Annotated in this window: 21 protein-coding genes and 1 pseudogene; 10 read left to right on the top strand and 12 right to left on the bottom strand. The window is 67.0% G+C overall.

Annotation, left to right across the window (positions count from 1 at the left end):
- From H0X95_RS36420 to H0X95_RS30480, 7 genes and pseudogenes are all read right to left on the bottom strand, one after another.
- Positions 1-271, bottom strand: a pseudogene (locus H0X95_RS36420) (acetyl-CoA C-acetyltransferase); the annotation flags it as partial.
- A gap of 144 nt (positions 272-415) precedes the next feature.
- Positions 416-1,000, bottom strand: coding sequence for a TIGR01841 family phasin (gene phaP / locus H0X95_RS30505; protein WP_059721050.1), 585 nt, complete (start codon positions 998-1,000; stop codon positions 416-418).
- A gap of 497 nt (positions 1,001-1,497) precedes the next feature.
- The gene (locus H0X95_RS30500) at positions 1,498-2,262 is read right to left on the bottom strand and encodes a ParA family protein (protein WP_034201359.1); all 765 of its coding nucleotides are present in this window, start codon (positions 2,260-2,262) and stop codon (positions 1,498-1,500) included.
- Positions 2,263-2,363: 101 nt separating this feature from the next.
- Entirely contained in the window at positions 2,364-2,987 is a 624-nt protein-coding gene (locus H0X95_RS30495; RefSeq protein WP_043206190.1) for a DNA-3-methyladenine glycosylase, read from the bottom strand.
- On the bottom strand, positions 2,974-3,504 hold the full coding sequence (gene mug, locus H0X95_RS30490) for a G/U mismatch-specific DNA glycosylase (protein ID WP_058901816.1): 531 nt from the start codon (positions 3,502-3,504) through the stop codon (positions 2,974-2,976). The genes H0X95_RS30495 and mug overlap by 14 nt, the downstream gene beginning before the upstream one ends.
- Positions 3,505-3,626: 122 nt before the next feature.
- Complete coding sequence (locus H0X95_RS30485; RefSeq protein ID WP_006499008.1) at positions 3,627-4,175, bottom strand: single-stranded DNA-binding protein; 549 nt, start codon at positions 4,173-4,175, stop codon at positions 3,627-3,629.
- A 99-nt stretch (positions 4,176-4,274) separates the two neighbouring features.
- Positions 4,275-5,462 (bottom strand): MFS transporter, encoded by a 1,188-nt coding sequence (locus H0X95_RS30480; protein WP_006483141.1) that lies wholly within the window; start codon positions 5,460-5,462, stop codon positions 4,275-4,277.
- Between the two features lie 264 nt (positions 5,463-5,726).
- Between H0X95_RS30480 and uvrA the strand changes: the two genes are divergently transcribed.
- Together uvrA and H0X95_RS30470 are read left to right on the top strand one after the other, a co-directional pair.
- A complete protein-coding gene (gene uvrA, locus H0X95_RS30475; protein WP_006483142.1) occupies positions 5,727-8,612 on the top strand; it encodes an excinuclease ABC subunit UvrA in 2,886 nt (961 codons plus the stop codon).
- Between the two features lie 220 nt (positions 8,613-8,832).
- The gene (locus H0X95_RS30470; protein ID WP_006483146.1) at positions 8,833-9,915 is read left to right on the top strand and encodes an AI-2E family transporter; all 1,083 of its coding nucleotides are present in this window, start codon (positions 8,833-8,835) and stop codon (positions 9,913-9,915) included.
- A 93-nt stretch (positions 9,916-10,008) separates the two neighbouring features.
- On the opposite strand, the gene purU is transcribed toward H0X95_RS30470, so the two are convergent.
- The 5 genes from purU to H0X95_RS30445 all read right to left on the bottom strand — a co-directional run bounded on the left by purU (position 10,009) and on the right by H0X95_RS30445 (position 15,179).
- Positions 10,009-10,893, bottom strand: a complete 885-nt coding sequence (gene purU / locus H0X95_RS30465) for a formyltetrahydrofolate deformylase (protein ID WP_006483149.1) — start codon at positions 10,891-10,893, stop codon at positions 10,009-10,011.
- Positions 10,894-10,966: 73 nt separating this feature from the next.
- On the bottom strand, positions 10,967-11,833 hold the full coding sequence (locus H0X95_RS30460) for an NUDIX hydrolase (protein WP_059721065.1): 867 nt from the start codon (positions 11,831-11,833) through the stop codon (positions 10,967-10,969).
- A gap of 5 nt (positions 11,834-11,838) precedes the next feature.
- Entirely contained in the window at positions 11,839-12,453 is a 615-nt protein-coding gene (locus H0X95_RS30455) for a LysE family translocator (protein WP_059721052.1), read from the bottom strand.
- A gap of 75 nt (positions 12,454-12,528) precedes the next feature.
- A complete protein-coding gene (locus H0X95_RS30450; RefSeq protein WP_034178636.1) occupies positions 12,529-13,095 on the bottom strand; it encodes an adenine phosphoribosyltransferase in 567 nt (188 codons plus the stop codon).
- A 77-nt stretch (positions 13,096-13,172) separates the two neighbouring features.
- Positions 13,173-15,179 carry a monovalent cation:proton antiporter family protein gene (locus H0X95_RS30445; RefSeq protein WP_006491635.1) on the bottom strand — a complete coding sequence of 669 codons (2,007 nt, stop codon included), beginning with the start codon at positions 15,177-15,179 and terminating at the stop codon, positions 13,173-13,175.
- A gap of 125 nt (positions 15,180-15,304) precedes the next feature.
- On the opposite strand from H0X95_RS30445, the gene kdsD reads away from it, so the two are divergent.
- The 8 genes from kdsD (at position 15,305) to H0X95_RS30405 (ending at position 21,805) form a co-directional block, all read left to right on the top strand.
- The gene (kdsD, locus tag H0X95_RS30440; protein WP_006483136.1) at positions 15,305-16,288 is read left to right on the top strand and encodes an arabinose 5-phosphate isomerase KdsD; all 984 of its coding nucleotides are present in this window, start codon (positions 15,305-15,307) and stop codon (positions 16,286-16,288) included.
- Positions 16,288-16,824 carry a KdsC family phosphatase gene (locus H0X95_RS30435; protein WP_006483148.1) on the top strand — a complete coding sequence of 179 codons (537 nt, stop codon included), beginning with the start codon at positions 16,288-16,290 and terminating at the stop codon, positions 16,822-16,824. The genes kdsD and H0X95_RS30435 overlap by 1 nt, the downstream gene beginning before the upstream one ends.
- A 3-nt stretch (positions 16,825-16,827) precedes the next feature.
- Positions 16,828-17,442: an LPS export ABC transporter periplasmic protein LptC gene (gene lptC / locus H0X95_RS30430; protein ID WP_006483145.1), complete on the top strand. Its 615-nt coding sequence runs from the start codon at positions 16,828-16,830 to the stop codon at positions 17,440-17,442.
- Between the two features lie 20 nt (positions 17,443-17,462).
- The gene (gene lptA, locus H0X95_RS30425) at positions 17,463-18,128 is read left to right on the top strand and encodes a lipopolysaccharide transport periplasmic protein LptA (RefSeq protein WP_006483139.1); all 666 of its coding nucleotides are present in this window, start codon (positions 17,463-17,465) and stop codon (positions 18,126-18,128) included.
- On the top strand, positions 18,125-18,901 hold the full coding sequence (lptB, locus tag H0X95_RS30420; protein WP_006483143.1) for an LPS export ABC transporter ATP-binding protein: 777 nt from the start codon (positions 18,125-18,127) through the stop codon (positions 18,899-18,901). Before lptA ends, lptB begins: the two co-directional genes overlap by 4 nt.
- Before the next feature lie 172 nt (positions 18,902-19,073).
- Positions 19,074-20,579, top strand: a complete 1,506-nt coding sequence (locus H0X95_RS30415; RefSeq protein WP_006483132.1) for an RNA polymerase factor sigma-54 — start codon at positions 19,074-19,076, stop codon at positions 20,577-20,579.
- A 158-nt stretch (positions 20,580-20,737) separates the two neighbouring features.
- Positions 20,738-21,097: a ribosome hibernation-promoting factor, HPF/YfiA family gene (hpf, locus tag H0X95_RS30410; protein WP_006477786.1), complete on the top strand. Its 360-nt coding sequence runs from the start codon at positions 20,738-20,740 to the stop codon at positions 21,095-21,097.
- Positions 21,098-21,265: 168 nt separating this feature from the next.
- Positions 21,266-21,805 carry a PTS sugar transporter subunit IIA gene (locus tag H0X95_RS30405; RefSeq protein WP_043206193.1) on the top strand — a complete coding sequence of 180 codons (540 nt, stop codon included), beginning with the start codon at positions 21,266-21,268 and terminating at the stop codon, positions 21,803-21,805.
- Positions 21,806-21,905 lie beyond the last annotated feature (100 nt).

Here is a 21,905-nt window from a genome sequence, read left to right as displayed (position 1 = left end):
CGCCCGCACGCTCCAGCACTGCGCGGATCACCGTCGCGCCCAGTTCGGGCGCCGCAACCTTCGCCAGCGAGCCGCCGAATTTGCCGACCGCGGTCCGCGCGGCCGATACGATCACTACATCCGTCATGTTCAATTCCTGCATCGAAATCAGTTCGTCGTTGTGACGCCGGCACGGGGCGACGGCGCGCGTCGGGCCAACCGGTGCGATCGCGGTCGCGGTCGCGCGCCGTGTTGGCGGGCGGCGCCTGTTCGCACCGGCGGCACGACACACCGCCGCACGGGCAACCGTGCACGGGCGTCTTGCGGCGCATCGGACGCTCGCCGGCCCCCGCGTGGCACACGCGGCGCCGGCGCCGTCCGGCGCCGATCAAGCGTGTCGCGCCTGCGCGCGACACGCGTTCAGCACGCGTTCAGATCACGCAGCCGATTCGCGCGCAGCCGCGGCGTCCTTGCGGGCGGCCGCAGCCGTCTGCTTGGCACCGCGCGTGGCCGTTTCGCTGACTGCATCGAAACCGCTCTGCGCCGCTTCGATCGCCTGCCCCGTCGCTGCACGCACGGAGTCGGCCGCGGCGGTCGCCGCGGACAACGCCGAATTCAGCGCGGCCACCACCGGCGCCGAGCCGGCCGGTGCGTGCTTCGACAGTTCGCCGAGCACGTCCTTCAGGCGCTTGTCGTTCTGTTCGTACTGGGCCTGCGCGACCTTCGCCCATTCGGATTGCGTCGATACCGCGATGTCGAACAGATGGCGGCCATACGACACGACCTTGCCGGCCGCTTCCTGCGGCGCGGCGACCTGCTGCGCGAAGCCCGCGGCCGGGTTGTTGCCGTTGAACGCGTTCTTCAGCTTGTCCTCGTATTCCTCGAGCGCCGTGCGGGCCGCTTGCAGGTTGAGTTCGACGACGGCCTCGAAACCGTGGATCGCCGGACGGGCGATCGCGAACCAGGCGGCGATACCGGATTGATAATCGGCGACGAGTTTTTCGGGGGCAAATACGGACATCGGGCACGCTCCTGTTAGCAATGCGAGAGACGACGTAAAGAAAAATGGAAGCTTGATCGACAGCGCTTCCTTATTGACGACCCGTACCTGTTTGAGCACGAGCAGTTGAAGGAAGTCATTCTAGAGCGATTAATTGTCAATTAAATGGCATTAATGATAGGTATAAACCCTTATTACCCTTTAGAGCGGCCGCCGCAGCCCGGCGTGCCGACATCGCGGGCAGGATGCCCGCACGCTCTGACCCGCAATGCCTTTTTACCTTTTTACAGCATAGCGCATCGTGACGTCGCGCAATATTTACCAATCCATTATTCCGTTTATTAGAAAACCGCCCCTCATTAAAAATGGAGTGGTCGCCGATGTAATCGTTTTTTCGGGATTTATTATGAAATCGTTTTCTGGATTATTAATGACGAATTCAATGATCGGATGAATTACGATCGCGATAAAAACGAGGCCGCTCGAAGCGGCCTTGGTCGATGCGGTGGGGCGCGGGGTCAGCCGGCCAGTTCGCGATGCAGCGCGCGGAATTCCTGCGCGAGCTTGTGGGTCGGCTCGAGATGGATCACCGGCGTCGACTGCTGATGCGATTCGCGGATCTTCACCGACGCGGACAACCGCGACGCGAGCACCGGCAGCCCTTCGTCGACGAGTTCGTCGACCAGCCGTTGCGGCAGGCTCGCGCGCGGCTGGAACTGGTTGATGACGATCCCTTCGACTTCGAGCGCCGCGTTGTGGTCCTGCTGGATTTCCTTCACGTTCTCGAGCAGCGTGTACAGCGCGCGGCGCGAGAAATCGTCGCAGTCGAACGGGATCAGGCAGCGCTCGACCGCGATCAGCGCCGAGCGCGTATAGAAATTCAGCGCGGGCGGCGTGTCGATGTACACCGCATCGTAAGTGTCGAGCTCGTTGAGCGCGTCGCGTAGCTTGTAGATCTTGTAGCGCGATTCGAGCTTGCCGTGCAGCGTGTCGAGATCCGGATGCGCGGGCATCACGTCGAGTCCGTCGAACGGGGTCGCGTGGATGAACGACGCGACGTCGACCGGCCGGAAGTTGAAGGTCAGCGCGGTTTCGAAGAAACCGGCCACGCCCGGTTGCGCGTCGGCCGCCGCGTCGCCGAGCAGGTAGCGCGTCGAGTTCGCCTGCGCATCGAGATCGATGACGAGCGTGCGCAATCCTTCGCTCGCGCTGATCGCCGCCAGGTTGCAGACGATCGTCGACTTGCCCACGCCGCCCTTCTGGTTGAACACGACCCGCCGCATGGTGTCCCCTCGCTCGAAACGTCGAAACGGCCAGCTTAGCGGGTCAATCATGGCGACCGCGTGACGCAGGTCGAATTGGACGCGACAGTGCGCGCCACGCGTCACACGCGCGGCACCGCGCCCGATACGTAGCGGTTGCCGGGCACGCTCCACCGCCACGGGAGATCCTGGCCGACGCGAATGCCGATGCGCGGCCCGCCCGCCAGATCGGCGGGCGGCGCCAGCCCGTCGTCGACGATCGCGAACCCTTGATGCGCGCCGGCCAGGTCGACGCCATCCTGCGCGCCGCCGATCCCCATCGCCTGCGTCAGCCGGGCCGGCCCGCGGCACAAGTCGCGATCGCGCGTGCGCGGCGGCCGCGCCGCACGCATCTGTTCGAGTCCGTGCAGCGGCTCCAGCGCCCGGATCAGCACGCCCGTTCCCGCGCCGTCCGGGCCGCACACGCAGTTGCAGCACCAGTGCATGCCGTACGTGAAATAAACGTAGAAGTGCCCGGGCGGCCCGAACATCGTCGCGTTGCGCGGGGTCTTGCCGCGATAGGTGTGCGCCGCCGGATCGAGTGCGCCCGCATACGCTTCCACTTCGACGATGCGGCCGGCCCGGCCGTCCGCGGCCGCGAGGATCTTGTTGAGCAGTTGCGGCGCGACCTCGGTGGCCATGCGGTTGAAGAATGCGCGTGGCACGATGGCGCCCGGCCACGGAGCCGCCGTCTTACTGCGTCGCATCGTGTCCCTCCGTGATCGCCGCGGAATGAAGCTCGCGATACGCATCGATCAGATCGTCGAGCCCGAATGCGCGGTTTCTCCCGCTGGGATTCGGCAGCACCCACACCCGCGCATGCTCGATGCGGGCCGACTGCAATCCCCACGCGACTTCGCGCTGCCCCGACAGCGCCGAATAGGCCGCCTTGCCGAGAAACGCGACGAAGCGCGGCGCATGCTGCGCGACTTTCTGCTGGAACGCGGCGCTGGCGGCCGCGAATTCCGCGCGCGAAAGCTGATCGGCACGCGCGGTCGGCCGCGGCACCACGGCCGTCAGCCCGCAGCCGTAACGGAGGATCTCGCGATCGTCCAGCGGCGAAATTTCCGTCGGCGTGAAGCCCGCGAGATGGAGCACGCGCCAGAAGCGGTTGTTTCTCCCCGCGAAGTGATGGCCGGTCGCGGCCGCGAGCAGGCCGGGATTGATCCCGCAGAACAGGACGTCGAGATCGGGCGCGATGAGGTCGGGGAGTGCGTCAGCCACGGTTCATCCGGCGTGCGGCCGGCGGGAACGACGTAAACGAAACAAGGCCCGAAAACCCGGGCCAAGCGACTGGCTTGACTCGGATATTCGGGCCCATCGTGATGCGAGGGTGCGACTGGCGATCAGAACGGGATATCGTCGTCCATCTCGTCGAAGCCGCCGCCTGCCGGTGCGCTCGGACGGCTCTGGCCGCCACCACCCGCACCGCCACGCGCCGCGCCGCCGGCACGACCGCCGCCGCCACGCTCCGCCTGCTCGCCGCGACCGCCGCCACCACCACCGTAGCCGCCGCCATAACCGCCTTCGTCACCGCCGCCACCGCCGCCGCCCGAACCGCCGCGGCCGCCGAGCATCTGCATCTGTTCGGCGACGATTTCGGTCGAGTAACGGTCCTGGCCGTCCTGGCCCTGCCACTTGCGCGTGCGGATGCGGCCTTCGATATAGACCGACGAACCCTTCTTCAGGTATTCGCTGACGATTTCCGCCAGACGGCCGAAGAACGCGACGCGATGCCACTCGGTCATTTCCTTGAAATCGCCGCTCGCCTTGTCCTTGTAGCGATCGGTCGTCGCGAGACGGATGTTCGCAACCGCGTCGCCGCTCGGCAGGTAACGGACTTCAGGATCGGCGCCGAGATTGCCGACGAGGATGACCTTGTTGACGGATGCCATGTGTTTCTCCAGTAAATTCGATGCCGGGCCGCCCGCGTGTGTCGCCGGAACGGCCCGCCGGGCACGCCGGCGCGCTGCCGATGCCTGCCCGAGTGAGGTTCAGGCCTTGCGCGGCGGCGCCTTCATATTGGCCGCGATTATAAGCCACGCGGCCACGAGCCCCGAACACGTGTAGAACACCGTGTTCGCGCCCCCATGCTTCAGCAGCCAGCCGCCCACGATGCCGCCGAGCGCGAGCCCGATCGACTGCGTGGTGTTGTAGACGCCCGTGGCCGCGCCCTTGCGCGAACCCGGCGCGAGCTTCGACACGAGCGACGGCTGCGACGCTTCCAGGATGTTGAACCCGAGGAAGTAGACGAAGAGAATCGCCGCCACAATCAGGATGGTATGCGGCGCGCTGCCCAGCAGCAATTGACCGATCAGGATAGCCAGAATGCCGCCGAGCAGCACCGGCTTCATCTTGCCCCGTTTTTCCGCGACGATGATCGCCGGCACCATCATCACGAACGCGAGCCCCATCACCGGCAGGTAGACCTTCCAGTGCGCGGCGACCGGCAGCCCGCCGTCGACCAAGAGGCGCGGCACGACGAGGAACAGCGCCGTCTGCGTCGCATGCAGCACCAGCACGCCGAAGTTCAGGCGCAGCAGCTCGACGTTGTGCAGCACCTCGGCGAACGGCGCGGGCACGTGCACGGGCTTCGCCGCATCGGGCACGATCCACAGCACGACGCCGATCGCGAGGATCGACAGCACGCCGACGATCGCGAACAGCCCGCTCATCCCGACCCAGTGGAACACGATCGGCGCGCCGACGATCGCGACCGCGAACGACACGCCGATCGACCCGCCGACCATCGCCATCGCCTTCGTGCGGTTCTGCTCGGAAGTCAGGTCGGCGATGAACGCGAGCACCGCCGACGACACGGCGCCCATCCCCTGGATCACGCGGCCGACGATGATCCACGTGATGTCGTGCGCGAACGCGGCGACGAAGCTGCCGAGCGCGAAGATCACGAGGCCGGTGGCGATCACCGGCTTGCGGCCGAACTTGTCGGACGCCCACCCGTAGAAGATATAGAACAGCGACTGCGTGACGCCGTAGGCCCCGAGCGCGATCCCGACGAGCAGCACGTTGTCGCCGCCCGGGATGGTTTTCGCGTAGACCGAGAACACCGGCATGATCATGAACAGGCCGAGCATGCGCAACGCGAAGATCGCCGCGAGCGACGTGGTCGCGCGCAGTTCGGGCGCAGTCATGCGGGAAGACGTGGCAGACGGATTGGACATCGGGAATGAATTTCGAATGATCGGAATGTCCGCCCGGCGGCGGGCGGCGGAAGATCAGGACCGGCGGCCTGGCGGCCTTTCGGGCGACGCGTCGGGGCCGGATGCAGACGGCCTGCGGGCCGCCCGGAACCGTGCGGCGCGACCGCATTCCCCGGCGCAGGTGTCGCCTTGCTGCCACCTGCTGTAAAGGCTGGGGGCCGTAAACGACGGTCTCGAAAAGCCGTTATAGTAGCAGGTTTGGTTCCCTCCATTTTCGCCAGGTTCATGGAACAGATCCGTATCCGTGGGGCACGCACCCACAACCTGAAAAACGTCAATCTCGACCTGCCGCGCCACAAGCTGGTCGTGATTACCGGGTTGTCCGGGTCGGGCAAGTCGTCGCTCGCGTTCGACACCCTTTATGCCGAAGGCCAGCGCCGCTACGTGGAAAGCCTGTCCGCGTACGCCCGCCAGTTCCTGCAGCTGATGGAGAAGCCCGACGTCGACCTGATCGAGGGGCTGTCGCCGGCGATCTCGATCGAGCAGAAGGCCACGTCCCACAACCCGCGTTCGACCGTCGGCACGGTCACGGAAATCCACGACTACCTGCGACTTTTATACGCACGTGTGGGCACGCCGTACTGCCCCGACCACGACATCCCGCTCGAGGCGCAGAGCGTGTCGCAGATGGTCGACGCGGCGCTCGCGCTGCCCGAGGAAACCAAGCTGATGATCCTCGCGCCCGTCGTCGCGAACCGCAAGGGCGAGCACGCCGAGCTGTTCGAGGACATGCAGGCGCAGGGCTTCGTGCGCTTTCGCGTGCGCTCGGGCGGCGGCGCCGCGAACGAAGGCGTCGCGAAGATCTACGAGGTCGAGTCGCTGCCAAAGCTGAAGAAGAACGACAAGCACACGATCGACGTCGTCGTCGATCGCCTGAAGGTGCGCCCGGACATGAAGCAGCGGCTCGCCGAATCGTTCGAAACCGCGCTGCGCCTGGCCGACGGCCGCGCGATCGCGCTCGAGATGGATACCGATCACGAGCACCTGTTCAGCTCGAAGTTCGCGTGCCCGATCTGCTCGTACTCGCTGCAGGAGCTCGAGCCGCGCCTGTTCTCGTTCAACAACCCGATGGGCGCGTGCCCGGAATGCGACGGCCTCGGGCAGATCACGTTCTTCGACCCGAAGCGGGTCGTCGCGCACCCGTCGCTGTCGCTGGCCGCGGGCGCAGTGAAGGGCTGGGACCGCCGCAACCAGTTCTACTTCCAGATGCTGCAGAGCCTCGCGGCGTTCTACGAGTTCGACATCGACGCCGCATTCGAGGATCTCCCCGAAAAGATCCGCAAGGTGCTGTTGTTCGGCTCGGGCAAGCAGACGATTCCGTTCTCGTACATCAACGAGCGCGGCCGCACGACGATCCGCGAGCACGTGTTCGAAGGGATCATCCCGAACCTCGAGCGCCGTTACCGCGAGACCGATTCGGTCGCGGTGCGCGAAGAGCTGTCGAAGTACCAGAACAACCAGCCGTGCCCGTCGTGCGACGGCACGCGCCTGCGCCGCGAGGCGCGCCACGTGCGGATCGGCACCGGCGACTACGCGCGCGGCATCTATGAAATCAGCGGCTGGCCGCTGCGCGACGCGCTCGGCTACTTCGACGGGCTGACGCTCGACGGCGCGAAGCGCGAGATCGCCGACAAGGTGATCAAGGAAATCGTCGCGCGCCTGACGTTCCTGAACAACGTCGGCCTCGACTACCTGTCGCTCGAGCGCAGCGCCGAGACCTTGTCGGGCGGCGAGGCGCAGCGCATCCGGCTCGCGTCGCAGATCGGCTCGGGGCTCACGGGCGTGATGTACGTGCTCGACGAGCCGTCGATCGGCCTGCACCAGCGCGACAACGACCGCCTGATCGCGACGCTCAAGCACCTGCGCGACCTCGGCAACTCGGTGATCGTCGTCGAGCACGACGAGGACATGATCCGCACGGCCGACTACGTGGTCGACATGGGCCCCGGCGCGGGCGAGCACGGCGGCGTCGTGGTCGCCGAAGGCACGCCGAAGCAGGTGCAGTCGAATCCGCAGTCGCTGACCGGCCAGTACCTGCTCGGCAAGCGCGTGATCGAGTACCCCGACGAGCGGCTCGCGCCCGATCCGGAGCGGATGCTGCGCATCGTCGACGCGCACGGCAACAACCTGAAGCACGTCGATCTGGAACTGCCGGTCGGCCTCCTGACCTGCATCACCGGCGTGTCGGGCTCCGGCAAGTCGACGCTGATCAACGACACGCTGTATCACGCGGTCGCGCGCCACCTGTACGGCTCGGCCGCCGAGCCGGCGCCGCACGAGGCGATCGAGGGCCTCGAGCACTTCGACAAGGTGATCAACGTCGACCAGTCGCCGATCGGCCGCACGCCGCGCTCGAACCCGGCCACGTACACGGGTCTGTTCACGCCGATCCGCGAGCTGTTCTCGGGCGTCCCGACGTCGAAGGAGCGCGGCTACGATCCGGGCCGCTTCTCGTTCAACGTGAAGGGCGGCCGCTGCGAATCGTGCCAGGGCGACGGCGTGCTGAAGGTCGAGATGCACTTTTTGCCGGACGTCTACGTGCCGTGCGACGTGTGCCACGGCAAGCGCTACAACCGCGAAACGCTCGAAGTGCAGTACAAGGGCAAGAACATCAGCGAAGTGCTCGACATGACGGTCGAGCACGCGTACGAGTTCTTCAGCGCGGTGCCGGTCATCGCACGCAAGCTGAAGACGCTGCTCGACGTCGGCCTCGGCTACATCCGCCTCGGCCAGTCGGCCACGACGCTGTCGGGCGGCGAGGCGCAGCGCGTGAAGCTGTCGCTGGAGCTGTCCAAGCGCGACACCGGCCGCACGCTGTACATCCTCGACGAGCCGACCACCGGCCTGCACTTCCACGACATCGCGCTGCTGCTGGAAGTGATCCACCGGCTGCGCGACCAGGGCAACACGGTCGTGATCATCGAGCACAACCTCGACGTGATCAAGACGGCCGACTGGGTGATCGACCTCGGCCCCGAGGGCGGCGCCGGCGGCGGCCAGATCATCGCGCAAGGCACGCCCGAGCAGGTCGCGAAGACGAAGGCGAGCTTCACCGGCAAGTACCTCGCGCCGCTGCTCAAGCGTCCGACCCGCAAAGTCGCGGCCGGCTGACGCCGCTCCACCCTGCCCGCGCGCGGCCGTCCGGCCGCGCGCCTCCTCGTTTTCCCTTCTGCGTTTACACCACGCGCCAAACGGCCCGTTTGCGGACCATAATGGCAGCTATACTTTACGGTCGTAAGGTTCGCCATCCGCACCAATCCGGTGCGGCGCCGGGCGGCCCGCACGCTGCCGCGCGCTGCGCGGCACGATACACGGACGACAGGAATCCACGATGGAGAAGCAACAAGAGTCGCGCGACACGCAGAACCGCGAGCCGCACCTGCGCAGCGTGCGGCTGACGAGCGACTTGAGCCTGCCGAAGCTGTCGGCACTCGAGATCGGCAGCTATCTCTTCGCGCTCGTCATGATGTGGCTCGTCCTCGAGCTCCGGCTGCTCGGCGGGATGCTCGCCGGCCTGCTCGTCTACCAGCTGATCCACACGATCGCACCCGTGATCGAACGTCACACCACCAGCATGCGCGCGCGCTGGGTCGCCGTCGTGCTGTTGTCGATCGCGATCGTCGGCGCGCTCACCGGCCTGACGATCGGCATCATCGAGCATTTCGAGCACACGGTGCCGAACCTGCAGAGCCTGCTCGACCAGCTGATGCAGATCGTCGAGCAGACCCGCGCACGCACGCCGGCGTGGATCGCCAATCTGCTGCCCGTCGACGTCGAACAGATGAAGACGAAGGCGGCCGTGCTGATGCACTCGCACATGGACCAGCTCCAGCAAAGCGGCAAGAGCGTCGCGCGCGGCTTCGGCCACGTGCTGTTCGGGATGATCATCGGCGCGATGATCGCGATCGGCGTCGAGCAGGGCAAGGTGCGCCGGCCGCTGTCGACCGCGCTCGTCATGCGCGTGTCGCGCTTCTCCGACGCGTTCCGCCGCATCGTGTTCGCGCAGATCAAGATCTCGGCGATCAACGCGGCATTCACCGGCATCTATCTGCTCGTCGCGCTGCCGATCTTCCACCAGCGGCTGCCGCTGTCGAAAACGCTCGTGCTCGTCACGTTCATCGTCGGCCTGCTGCCGGTGATCGGCAACCTGATCTCGAACACGCTGATCGTCGCGGTGTCGCTGTCGGTCAGCATGGGCACCGCGATCGCGTCGCTCGCGTTCCTCGTGGTCATCCACAAGCTCGAATACTTCCTGAACGCGAAGATCATCGGCGGTCAGATCGAGTCGCGCGCGTGGGAGCTGCTGCTCGCGATGCTGATCATGGAAGCCGCGTTCGGGCTGCCGGGCGTGATCGCCGCGCCGATCTTCTATGCGTACCTGAAACGCGAGCTGTACCTGCTGCGGCTGATCTGAAACCGCCCGCCAGCCAGCGGAAAGCAAAAACGCCGCGCCCCGTGAAGGGCGCGGCGTTTTTGCTTGTGGAGCCGGCCGTTCGCGGCCGACGGATCAGCGAAACACGACCGTCTTCGTCCCGTTCAGCACGATCCGGTGCTCGACGTGCCACTTCACCGCCCGCGCGAGCGTCACGCACTCGACGTCGCGGCCGATCGCGGTCAGCTGGTCGGGCGTCATGCTGTGATCGACACGTTCGACTTCCTGCTCGATGATCGGGCCTTCGTCGAGATCGGTCGTCACGTAGTGCGCGGTCGCGCCGATCAGCTTCACGCCGCGGTCGAACGCCTGGTAGTACGGCTTCGCGCCCTTGAAGCTCGGCAGGAACGAATGGTGGATGTTGATCGCGCGCCCGGCGAGCTGCTCGCACATATTCGGCGACAGGATCTGCATGTAGCGCGCGAGCACGACGAGATCGGCCTGGTGCTCGTCGATCACTTCCAGCACGCGCGCTTCCTGCGCGGCCTTCGCGGCATCGGACGAACCGCCGATCAGCGGGAAGTGATGGAACGGAATGTTGTAGCTCGCCGCGAGCTGGTAGAACTCCTTGTGGTTCGACACGATCGCCGGAATCTCGATCGGCAGCTGGCCCGTGCGATAGCGGAACAGCAGGTCGTTCAGGCAGTGGCCGATCTTCGACACCATGATCACGACGCGCGGCTTCACGGCCGCATCGTGCAGCTCCCAGCGCATCGAGAACTGTTCGGCGAGCGGCGCGAATTCCTTGCGAAGCGTGTCGAGCGCCGACGCGGCATCCACGCCGCCGCCGTCCTGCTCGAAGTGCACGCGCATGAAGAACTCGCTGGTGCGGCTGTCGCCGAACTGCGCGGAATCGAGGATGTTGTTGCTGCGCTCGAACAGGAAGCCCGAGACCGCATGGACGATGCCGTGCCGGTCGGGGCACGACAGTTTCAAGATAAAGCTGTGATCGGTCGGCATGACCGCTACTCCCATTGTTTCCGTATTCGTCAAATTGCCCGTTCGCGCCGCGCGGCTGCGCGCTCGGCGCGCGTCACGCCGCCGGGACGAACAGCGCGTCGATGCCGGCCGCGTCGGCCGCCGCAATCCAGCGGTGGCGCAGCAGCGTATCGAGCGTCGCGAGGCTCGCATCCATCGTCGCGCGGCCTTCGCGCAACCAGCCGATCACCTCGGGCACGCCGGCCAGCAGGTGCTCGGCCACTTCGCCGTCCTGGTTGCGTGGCGCGAAGTCGTGCGGCAGCGGCAGGTCGTACACGAAGATCAGTTCGGATTGCGTGCCTTCCGGCAGCGAATTCAGCACCTGCACCGTGCGGCCCGCGATCGCGCGCGCCGCCAGGTCGGCCGGAATGCCGGCTTCTTCCCAGCATTCCTTCGCGAGCGTCTCGTGAACGCCCAGCCCCCAGCCGATCCCGCCCGCGACGACGTTGTCGAGCATGCCGGGGTCGGTGGCCTTGGTCGCGCTGCGGCGGCCGAGCCACATCTTCGGCGCGGCCGCGGCGGGCGGCTCGCCCGGCGTAACCGCGTATTCTACGATGCCGTTCACGTGCACCGCATAGGTCTGCGTGCCGAAGAAGCGCGACGCGGCGCGCTCGATGTACGCGAGCGGCGGATCGTCGAAGCGGTTGCGGATCGCGTAGATCTCGTCGCGCCAGCCGGGAATCGCGCCTTCGGCGGCGAGCGCGCCGATCGCGCTGGCCAGCGCCATGCTGCGCGCGTCGACCGAATCGTAGCGCGCCGACAGCACGACGCGCTCGCCGGTCAGCTCGAACACGTCGGGCCAGCGCGCGAGCTTCGCGACGTCCTGGCGGCGCACCCAGCCGACCGCCTGGCCGGCGATCTCGAAACGCAGGTGCGCGGCCGGATCGAAGCGGCGCGCGGCCGCGATGCACGGAAACGTCATCGTCATCAATCCTTCAGCGCGACGCGAATGCCGATCGCGATGAACGTCGCGCCGGCGATCCGGTCGAGCCACACGCCGGCCTTCGGGCGGCGCTTCAGCCACGTGCCGATCATGCCCGCGCCGACGCCGAACAGCGAGAAGACCGCGGCCGTCTGCAGCATGAACAGCGCGCCGAGCTCGAACATCTGCAGCGTCACGCTCTGCGCGCCGTGCGGATCGACGAACTGCGGCAGGAACACGACGAAGAACAGCGTGACCTTCGGGTTCATCAGGTTGCCGATCACGCTCTGCCGGAAGATCGTGCCGAGCGGCTGCGGCGGCCGCGCATGCGCGTTCGCGAGGCCCTGGCTGCGCAGCGCCTTGATGCCGATCCACACGAGGTACGCGGCGCCCGCGAGCTTCAGGATCTGGAACGCGACCGGCGACGAACGCAGCACGGCCGCGACGCCGAGCGCCGCGAGCGTCGTGTGGAACAGGATCCCCGCCGTGAAGCCGAGCGCGGCGACGAAGCCGGCCGCGCGACCCTGCGAGATGCCGCGGACGAGCACCTGCAGGTTGTCGGGACCCGGCGCGAACGTGATCGCGATCGACGTGGCGAGAAACAGCATGAAGTTGGGCATCGTGACCTCGCTGCGGAATGTGAACCAGGCGTGAATCAACGCAAGCCGGGGCGGCCCGCCCCGGGGGACCGGCGTTCAGTGGCCGGAGAATTCGGTAACGGTGTAGACCGGCAGTCCGGCGTTGCGCAGCAGCGCCGAGCCGCCGAGATCGGGCAGGTCGATGATCGCCGCGCCCTCGACGACCACCGCGCCGAGCCGCTGCAGCAGGTTGCGCCCCGCCATCATCGTGCCGCCGGTCGCGATCAGGTCGTCCATGATGATCACGCGGTCGCCGGGGCGGCACGCATCTTCGTGGATCTCGACCGTCGCGCTGCCGTATTCGAGGTCGTACGATTCCGAACGGGTCTTGTACGGCAGCTTGCCGACCTTGCGGATCGGCACGAAGCCGACGCTCAGCTCGTACGCGACGATCGGCGCGATGATGAAGCCGCGCGCGTCGAGGCCCGCGACGTAGTCGAGCTTCGCGTCGACATAGCGTTCGACGAACAGGTCGACGAGGATGCGCAGCGCCTTCGGGCTCTGCAGCAGCGTCGTGATGTCGCGGAACTGCACGCCCGGCTGCGGCCAGTCCGGCACCGTGCGGATCTGGCTATGGATGAAGGCGACCGGATCGAGCGGTGCGCCCGACGACGAATGCGGCATGAAACTCTCCGAAAAAAACGGTGCGCGAAGATCGGGCACCGTTTCTGATCAATACGGGTCAGGTTGTGAGTCGTGGCTCACGCGGCCGCGGCCGGCGGGTCGCGCCGATGGCGCGACAACCGCTCCTCCGCGAGCGCGAGCGCCTCGGGCAGCCCGCGCAGCACCACGATGTCGCTCGCGCGCAGCTTGGTCTGCGGATCGGGTTCGACGCCGCGGATGCCGTGCCGGCGGATCGCCGTGACTTCCAGCCCGAGCGCGTACAGCCCGAGTTCTTCCAGCGAACGCCCGACCGCGTCCGCGCGCGCATCGACCGGCACCGATTGTAGCCGCACCTGCTCGTGATCGTCGTCGTCCGCGTCGTCGGCGCCGCGGAAATAGCCGCGCAGCAGGCTGTAACGCTCGTCGCGCATCTCCTCGACGCGCCGCACGACCTTGCGCATCGGCACGCCGACCAGCACCAGCGTATGCGACGCCAGCATCAGGCTGCCCTCGACGATCTCCGGAATCACCTCGGTCGCGCCGGCCGCGAGCAGTTTCTCCAGGTCGGCATCGTCCACGGTACGCACGATCGCGGGCAGCGTCGGTTCGAGCTCGTGCACGTGGTGCAGCACGCGCAGCGCGGACGGCGTGTTCGCGTAGGTGATCGCGACGGCCGCCGCCCGGTGGATACCGGCCGCGAGCAGCGACTCGCGGCGCGCCGCGTCGCCGAACACCACCGATTCGCCGGCGGTCGCCGCCGCGCTCACGCGATCGGGGTCGAGGTCGAGCGCGACGTACGAAATGCCTTCCTGTTCGAGCATGCGCGCGAGGTTCTGGCCCGCGCGGCCGTAGCCGCAGATGATCACGTGGCCGCGCTGCTTCAGGCTTTGCGTCGCGATCCGCGTCATCTGCAGCGACTGCTGCATCCATTCGGTCGACGACAGCCGCATCACGATGCGGTCGGCGTTCTGGATCAGGAACGGCGCGGCGAGCATCGACAGCAGCATCGACGCGAGGATCGCCTGCAGCAGCGTCGAATCGACGAGATGCCGGTCGAGGATCAGGTTCAGCAGCACGAAGCCGAATTCGCCGGCCTGCGCGAGGCCGATGCCCGTGCGCATCGCGACGCCCGGCGTCGCGCCGAACAGCCGCGCGAGCCCGGCGATCATCGTCGCCTTGAACAGGATCTGCCCGACGAAGAAGCCGAGCACGATCAGCGGATGCTCCCAGATCACGCGCGGATCGAGCAGCATCCCCGTCGTCACGAAGAACAGGCCGAGCAGCACGTCGCGGAACGGCTTGATGTCCTCCTCCACCTGATGGCGGAACGGCGTCTCGGAAATGAGCATCCCGGCGATGAACGCGCCGAGCGCGAGCGACAGCCCGAAGCGGTCGGTGATGAACGCGGCGCCGAGCGTGACGAGCAGCAGGTTCAGCACGAACAGCTCCTGCGAGCGGCGCCGCGCGACGACGTTGAGCCAGCGCGTCATGAAGCGCTGGCCGATCACGAGCAGCAGCGCGAGCGCGATCACGATCTTGACCGCCGCGAAGCCGAGCGTGAGCGCGAGATCCTTCGACGACTCGGCGCCGAACGCGGCGATCACGATCAACAGCGGCACCACCGCGAGATCCTGGAACAGCAGCACGCCGAAGATGTTGCGGCCGTGCTCGGTCTCGATCTCGAGCCGCTCGGCGAGCATCTTCGACACGATCGCCGTCGACGACATCGCGAGCGCGCCGCCGAGCGCGATACTGCCCTGCCACGTGATGTGCACCCAGCGCTCGAACAGCGCGCCGAGCACGAGCGCGAGCACGAGGGTCGCGACGACCTGCAAGAGGCCGAGTCCGAACACGAGCCGCTGCATCGCCCTCAGCTTCGCGAGCGAGAATTCGAGGCCGATCGAAAACATCAGGAACACCACGCCGAATTCCGCGAGGTGCTCGGCCCGTTCGAGATCCGCCGCGACGCCGAAGGCGTGCGGGCCGACCAGGATGCCGACGGTCAGATAGCCGAGCATCGGCGGCAGGTTCAACGAGCGGAATACGACGACGCCCACCACCGAGGCCAGCAGCAGCAGCAGGGTCATTTCGAGCGGGGAAATCACAGGCGAAGCGTCCTCGTTCGTCGGGGCCACGGCAATGCGGGCGCGGGTGGTGGCGGTGGACAGGCGACCTCGGACGAGTCCGAAGGCGCGGCGCGGCGAACAAACGCCTTTGCTATACTCCGCGCATGATAGCGAAAATCAATGATGATCGGGCGCTCGCGCTCGCCCGCGACGTGCTCGACATCGAGGCGGACGCCGTGCGCGCGTTGCGCGACCAGCTCGACGGCGGCTTCGTCCAGGCCGTGGCGCTGCTGCTCGGCTGCCGCGGCCGCGTCGTGGTCTCCGGGATCGGCAAATCGGGGCATATCGCCCGCAAGATCGCAGCCACGCTGGCCAGCACCGGTACGCCGGCCTTCTTCGTCCACCCCGCCGAGGCCAGCCACGGCGACCTCGGGATGGTCACCTCCGACGACGTCTTCATCGGCATCTCCTATTCCGGCGAGTCGGAAGAACTCGTCGCGATCCTGCCGCTCGTGAAGCGGATCGGCGCGAAGCTGATCGCGATCACGGGCCGCGCGGGGTCGAGCCTCGGCACGCTCGCCGACGTGAACCTGAACGCCGCGGTGTCGAAGGAAGCGTGCCCGCTGAACCTCGCGCCCACCGCGAGCACGACCGCGGCGCTCGCGCTCGGCGACGCGCTCGCCGTCGCCGTGCTCGACGCGCGCGGCTTCGGCTCGGAAGATTTCGCGCGCTCGCATCCGGGCGGCGCGCTCGGCCGGCGCCTGCTCACCTACGTGCGCGACGTGATGCGCTCGGGCGACGACGTCCCGTCCGTCGGGCTGAACGCGACGCTGTCGGACGCGCTGTTCCAGATCACCGCGAAGCGCCTCGGCATGACGGCCGTGGTCGACGCCGACGGCAAGGTCGCCGGCATCTTCACGGACGGCGACCTGCGCCGCGTGCTCGCCCGCGACGGCGATTTCCGCACGCTGCCGATCACCGAAGTCATGACGCGCGACCCGCGCACGATCGCGCCGGATCACCTGGCCGTCGAGGCCGTGGAACTGATGGAGCGCCACCGGATCAACCAGATGCTGGTCGTCGATGCCGACGGTGCGCTGATCGGCGCGCTGAACATGCACGACCTGTTTTCGAAGAAGGTGATCTGATGAGCGCAGCGCTGACTGCGGCCGAACGCGCGAGCCGCGTGAAGCTGATGATTTTCGACGTCGACGGCGTGCTGACCGACGGCGGCCTGCTGTTTACCGCGGCCGGCGACGCGATGAAGTCGTTCAATTCGCTCGACGGCCATGGCGTGAAGCTGCTCGGCGAAGCCGGCATCGCGACCGCGATCATCACGGGCCGCCGCTCGGACATCGTCGCGGCGCGCGCGAAGGAAATGAAGATCGCGCACCTGTTCCAGGGCGTCGAGAACAAGCTCACCGTGTTCGCCGACCTGATCGCGTCGCTCGGCCTGACGGCCGACGCCTGCGGCTACATGGGCGACGACTGGCCCGACCTGCCGGTGATGCTGCGCTGCGGCTTCGCGACGGCCCCCGCGAACGCGCACCCCGAGGTGATCGCCCGCGCGCACTGGGTCGCCGAGGCCCGCGGCGGCCACGGCGCCGTGCGCGAGGTCTGCGATGCGATCCTGCGCGCGCAGCGCCGCTACGACGCGCTGCTCGCCGCCGCCTGCGGAGCCTGACCGATGAGCACGCATTTCCGCTGGACCCAGATGCTGCCGCTCGTCGCGGTCGCCGCGCTCGCGGGCGTCACGTGGTGGCTGCTGCAGGCCACGCTGCCGCCGCCCGGCGAGGGCGCCGTGCAGCCGAAGCGCCATACGCCCGACTATTTCGCCGACAACTTCTCGGTCACCGAGCTCGACCAGACCGGCACGACCCAGTACCGGCTGACGGCCGCGAAGCTGGTCCATTACGAAGACACCGAAGGCAGCGACCTGACCGATCCGGCCATGCGCGCGTTCCAGCCCGGCAAGCCGGTCGTGACGACCACCGCGAAGCGCGGCACCGTCAACGGCGACGTGTCGATCGTCGATTTGTACGACGATGCGCGCATCCTGCGCGCGGCCGGCGGCGGCGATCCGCAGATGCAGGCCGATTCCCAGCATTTCCGGATCTTCGTCAATGACGATGTGATCCAGACCGAAAAGCCGGTTAAACTTCAGCGCGGCCTGTCGCTCGTCAACGCGACCGACGGCATGAAGTACAACAACGTCACCCGGGTCATCGAGCTCTACGGCAACGTGCGCGGCACGATCGCCGCGGCGGACACGTCCGGCGGCTCGAAAGGTCAACCCAGGTGACGCATCCCTCACGTGACTGCATGAACGAACCGTTCCCTCGACAGATTTCCGGCGGCGCTGCGCGCGCCGTCCGCGCCGCGCTCGCCGCGACGCTCGTGGCGCTCCCGCTCGTCGGGCTGGCGCCGCTCGCCCATGCCGAGAAGGCCGACCAGAACAAGCCGATCAACGTCGAGGCCGACAACCTGACCTATGACGATCTGAAGCAGGTCACGGTCGCGACCGGCAACGTCGTGATCACGAAGGGCACGATCATCATCAAGGGCGATCGCGTCGAAGTGCGCCAGGACCCGGAAGGCTATCAGTACGCGACGTCGTTCGGCAGCGGCAAGAAGCACGCGACGTTCCGCCAGAAGCGCGAAGGCCTCGACGAATACATCGACGGCGACGCCGAGCGCATCGACTACGACGGCAAGCAGGATCTCACCACGCTGACCACCGCCGCGACCGTGCGCCGCCTGCAGGGCACGTCGACGGTCGCCGATACCGTGCACGGCAGCGTGATCACGTACGACGGCCAGCGCGACTTCTACACCGCGAAGGGCGGCAAGGACGTCGCGGCGCCGGGCAACCCGAACGGCCGCGTGCGCGCGATGCTGTCGCCGAAGAACGGCGGCCCCGCGCCGCTGAACGGGGCGCCGGCCAAGCTGTCGCCGTCGACCACGATCCAGGGAGCGCCGGGCCAATGAATGCGCTTCCGAACCGCCAGCCGGCCGGCACGACGAGCTCGCTCGTCGTGCGCAACCTGAAGAAGCGCTACGGCTCGCGCACGGTCGTCAAGGACGTGTCGCTCGACGTGAAGAGCGGCGAAGTCGTCGGCCTGCTCGGCCCGAACGGCGCCGGCAAGACCACGTCGTTCTACATGATCGTCGGCCTCGTGCCGACGGACGCGGGCGAAATCACGCTGAACGGCAGCTCGATCAGCCTGCTGCCGATCCACAAGCGCGCGTCGCTCGGCCTGTCGTACCTGCCGCAGGAAGCGTCGGTGTTCCGCAAGCTGACCGTCGAGGAAAACATCCGCGCGGTGCTCGAGCTGCAGCACGACGAGGACGGCAAGCGGCTGTCGAAGGACGCGATCTCGTCGCGTACCGAAGCGCTGCTCGACGAGCTGCAGATCGGCCACCTGCGCGAGAACCCCGCGCTGTCGCTGTCGGGCGGCGAACGGCGCCGCGTCGAGATCGCGCGCGCGCTCGCGACCAACCCGAGCTTCATCCTGCTCGACGAACCGTTCGCCGGCGTCGATCCGATCGCGGTGCTCGAGATCCAGAAGATCGTCAAGTTCCTGAAACAGCGCAACATCGGCGTGCTGATCACGGACCACAACGTCCGCGAAACGCTCGGCATCTGCGACCACGCGTACATCATCAGCGACGGTTCGGTGCTGGCCGCCGGCGCGCCGAGCGAAATCATCGAAAACGAAAGCGTGCGCCGCGTGTACCTCGGCGAACACTTCCGCATGTAACGTCCTCCTCGTGGCTGGCTGCACCCCGCCCGGCATCGCCGCGCGGGGCTGCGCCCCGCTTTGCATCCACGCCCGCGGGCATGCCCGCGGCCGGGCGGCGCGCCGCGCGTAATCGCGGATGGCTCAATGCGCCTGGGTCGTGGCAAACTGCCGGTATGACTCCCTCCTTGCCATGAAAGCCAGCCTTCAACTCCGCCTGTCGCAACATCTTGCGCTGACGCCTCAGCTGCAGCAGTCGATCCGGCTCCTGCAGTTGTCGACGCTCGAACTGCAGCAGGAAGTCGCGATGGCCGTCGCGCAGAACCCGCTGCTCGAGAACGACGACGAATGGATCGCGAGCCCGCTGCGCGTCGCGGCGGACGGATCGCTGATCGCGCAGACGCCGCCCGCACAGAACACCGAGCCCGCCGCGACCAACGGCAGCAGCCCGTCCAGCGATCGCGCGGAGCGCGACGAACCGGCCGGCGCCGACGAATACGACGGCTACGGGTCCGGCGACGGCAACGACGGCCCGCAGTGGAACCTCGACGAATACGGCCGCTCGAGCGGCGCGTCCGACGACGACGACCTGCCGCCGCTGCAGGTGCAGGAAGCCGCGACGTCGCTGCGCGACCACCTCGCCGCGCAGTTGCGCGTCACGCAGGCCGGCCCGCGCGATCGCGCGCTCGTGATGTTCCTGATCGAATCGCTCGACGACGACGGCTACCTGACCGCCACGCTCGACGAAGTGCTCGCCGACCTGCCGCCCGAACTGGAAATCGACTGCGACGAACTGAACGCGGCGCTCGCGCTGCTGCACAGCTTCGACCCGGCCGGCGTCGGCGCGCGCTCGGCGTCCGAATGCCTGAAGCTGCAGCTGCTGCGTCTCGATCCGTCCCCGACGCGCACGCTCGCGCTCGAGATCGTGTCGCAGCACCTCGAACTGCTCGCCGCACGCGACTTCACACGGTTGCGCAAGCACCTGAAGGCGAGCGACGACGCGCTGCGCGACGCGCACGCACTGATCCGCTCGCTGGAGCCGTTCCCCGGCGCCGCATACGGCAAGGCCGAGGCCGACTACGTCGTGCCCGACATCATCGTGAAGAAGGCCGGCCAGGGCTGGCTCGCGGAGCTCAATCCGGAAGTCGTGCCGCGCCTGCGGATCAACAACCTGTACGCGAACATCCTGCGCAACAGCCGCGGCGATCCGTCGGCCGGATCGCTGAAACAGCAGCTCCAGGAAGCGCGCTGGCTGATCAAGAATATCCAGCAGCGATTCGACACGATCCTGCGTGTCGCGCAGGCTATTGTCGAGCGTCAGAAGAATTTCTTTGCGCACGGTGAAATTGCCATGCGCCCCTTGGTTTTGCGGGAAATAGCTGATACGCTGGGCCTACACGAGTCGACTGTCAGCCGTGTGACAACCGGGAAGTACATGCTGACCCCGTTCGGGACGCTTGAATTTAAGTACTTCTTCGGATCTCACGTCTCGACCGACACCGGTGGCGCCGCCTCGTCGACCGCCATCCGAGCCCTCATCAAGCAACTGATAGGAGCTGAAGACCCAAAATCGCCACTTTCGGACAGCCGCATTGCCGAGCTGCTGGCAGAACAGGGTTTCGTGGTCGCGCGCCGCACGGTTGCGAAATATCGCGAAGCCCTCAAGATCCCGGCAGTGAATCTGCGCAAGTCTCTTTAAGCCTGCTGCCTGCCCGGCGGCAGGCGTGTCCCGGCCACCGCGCACACGGGGAACAGGCCGGACGATCTGTCCGCGATACGCCGCTTCGTGCGGCACGGGCAAGTCGACCGGAGCGCCGCCTCGATGCGGCCGGGTGGCCACTCGCTTGGAGAAGCACTATGAACCTGAAGATCAGTGGACATCATCTCGAAGTCACGCCTGCGATTCGCGAATACGTGATCACCAAGCTGGACCGGGTGCTACGGCATAGCGATCAGGTGATCGATGGCACTGTGATCCTCTCGGTCGACAACCACAAGGAAAAGGACAAGCAGCAGCGCGCGGAAATCAACCTGCACCTGAAGGGCAAGGACATCTTCGTCGAAAGCGCGAACGGCAACCTGTATGCCGCGATCGATCTGCTGATCGACAAGCTGGATCGCCAGGTCGTCAAGCACATGGAGCGCCTGCAAACGCACGCGCACGACCCGATCAAGCTTCAGCCGTCGATCGACCAGATCGAGCTGCCGCCGCAATAACCGTCACCGCAACACGCACGCCGCCCGGTTCGCCGGGCGTTTTTTTTGTGACTCCGCGCGAAGGTGCAACCGGTCCGTCCGTGCTGCGCCACGCACGCGGCTGTGCTCTATAATGTTCCGGTTATCGCCGGGGGGCGTTGGATGCGGTAGCTGCGCTGCAGGTTGCCGATGCCACATGCCTTGATATCGCCGAACATGGAAAATCAGTCCGCCGCCGCAAGGAGACCCCAGGCCGCCCAATCGCCTGCCAACATGAATCGCCTAGCCAAAATCCTGCCCATAGAGAACGTCGTCATCGACCTCTCCGTCACCAGCAAGAAACGCGTCTTCGAACAAGCCGGGCTGATGTTCGAGAATCAGAACGGCATCGCCCGCAGCACCGTCACGGACAACCTGTTCGCGCGCGAGCGCCTCGGTTCGACCGGGCTCGGCGAAGGTGTCGCGATTCCGCACGGCCGCATCAAGGGCCTCAAGCACCCGCTCGCCGCGTTCGTCCGCCTCGCCGATGCGATCCCGTTCGAAGCGCCCGACGGCCAGCCGGTCGGCCTCCTGATCTTCCTGCTCGTTCCCGAGCAAGCCACCCAGCAGCACCTCGAGATCCTGTCGGAAATCGCGCAACTGCTGTCCGATCGCGACGCCCGCGAGCGTCTGCACAACGAAACGGATATCGCCGAGTTGCATCGCCTGCTCACTCAGTGGCAACCTTGAGTTGTTCCGGGCGGAATATTTCCCCGTACGAGGCGGCCTACGCCGCCGTCCAGGGCCGCCCGGCGCCGGCCCGGCATGGCGACGTCCGTCGCCGCGCGCC

This window comes from Burkholderia sp. 9779_493 (assembly GCF_015712215.1).
Lineage (GTDB): Bacteria > Pseudomonadota > Gammaproteobacteria > Burkholderiales > Burkholderiaceae > Burkholderia > Burkholderia cenocepacia.
Note: the sequence above shows the minus strand (reverse complement) of the source record. Positions and strands in the feature narration are given on the sequence as shown.

Coding starts and splice junctions, on each gene's coding strand:
- H0X95_RS30485 (WP_006499008.1), bottom strand. CDS start 4,175: ATGGCATCCGTCAACAAGGTCATCCTCGTCGGCAATCTCGGCGCCGAT.
- purU (WP_006483149.1), bottom strand. CDS start 10,893: ATGCCGACCGATCACAGCTTTATCTTGAAACTGTCGTGCCCCGACCGG.
- H0X95_RS30470 (WP_006483146.1), top strand. CDS start 8,833: ATGGAGAAGCAACAAGAGTCGCGCGACACGCAGAACCGCGAGCCGCAC.
- H0X95_RS30480 (WP_006483141.1), bottom strand. CDS start 5,462: ATGTCCAATCCGTCTGCCACGTCTTCCCGCATGACTGCGCCCGAACTG.
- hpf (WP_006477786.1), top strand. CDS start 20,738: ATGAACCTGAAGATCAGTGGACATCATCTCGAAGTCACGCCTGCGATT.
- lptA (WP_006483139.1), top strand. CDS start 17,463: ATGAACGAACCGTTCCCTCGACAGATTTCCGGCGGCGCTGCGCGCGCC.
- H0X95_RS30450 (WP_034178636.1), bottom strand. CDS start 13,095: ATGCCGCATTCGTCGTCGGGCGCACCGCTCGATCCGGTCGCCTTCATC.
- lptB (WP_006483143.1), top strand. CDS start 18,125: ATGAATGCGCTTCCGAACCGCCAGCCGGCCGGCACGACGAGCTCGCTC.
- phaP (WP_059721050.1), bottom strand. CDS start 1,000: ATGTCCGTATTTGCCCCCGAAAAACTCGTCGCCGATTATCAATCCGGT.
- H0X95_RS30405 (WP_043206193.1), top strand. CDS start 21,266: ATGCCACATGCCTTGATATCGCCGAACATGGAAAATCAGTCCGCCGCC.
- H0X95_RS30495 (WP_043206190.1), bottom strand. CDS start 2,987: ATGCGACGCAGTAAGACGGCGGCTCCGTGGCCGGGCGCCATCGTGCCA.
- H0X95_RS30460 (WP_059721065.1), bottom strand. CDS start 11,833: ATGACGTTTCCGTGCATCGCGGCCGCGCGCCGCTTCGATCCGGCCGCG.
- lptC (WP_006483145.1), top strand. CDS start 16,828: ATGAGCACGCATTTCCGCTGGACCCAGATGCTGCCGCTCGTCGCGGTC.
- uvrA (WP_006483142.1), top strand. CDS start 5,727: ATGGAACAGATCCGTATCCGTGGGGCACGCACCCACAACCTGAAAAAC.
- H0X95_RS30415 (WP_006483132.1), top strand. CDS start 19,074: ATGAAAGCCAGCCTTCAACTCCGCCTGTCGCAACATCTTGCGCTGACG.
- H0X95_RS30500 (WP_034201359.1), bottom strand. CDS start 2,262: ATGCGGCGGGTCGTGTTCAACCAGAAGGGCGGCGTGGGCAAGTCGACG.
- kdsD (WP_006483136.1), top strand. CDS start 15,305: ATGATAGCGAAAATCAATGATGATCGGGCGCTCGCGCTCGCCCGCGAC.
- H0X95_RS30435 (WP_006483148.1), top strand. CDS start 16,288: ATGAGCGCAGCGCTGACTGCGGCCGAACGCGCGAGCCGCGTGAAGCTG.
- H0X95_RS30455 (WP_059721052.1), bottom strand. CDS start 12,453: ATGCCCAACTTCATGCTGTTTCTCGCCACGTCGATCGCGATCACGTTC.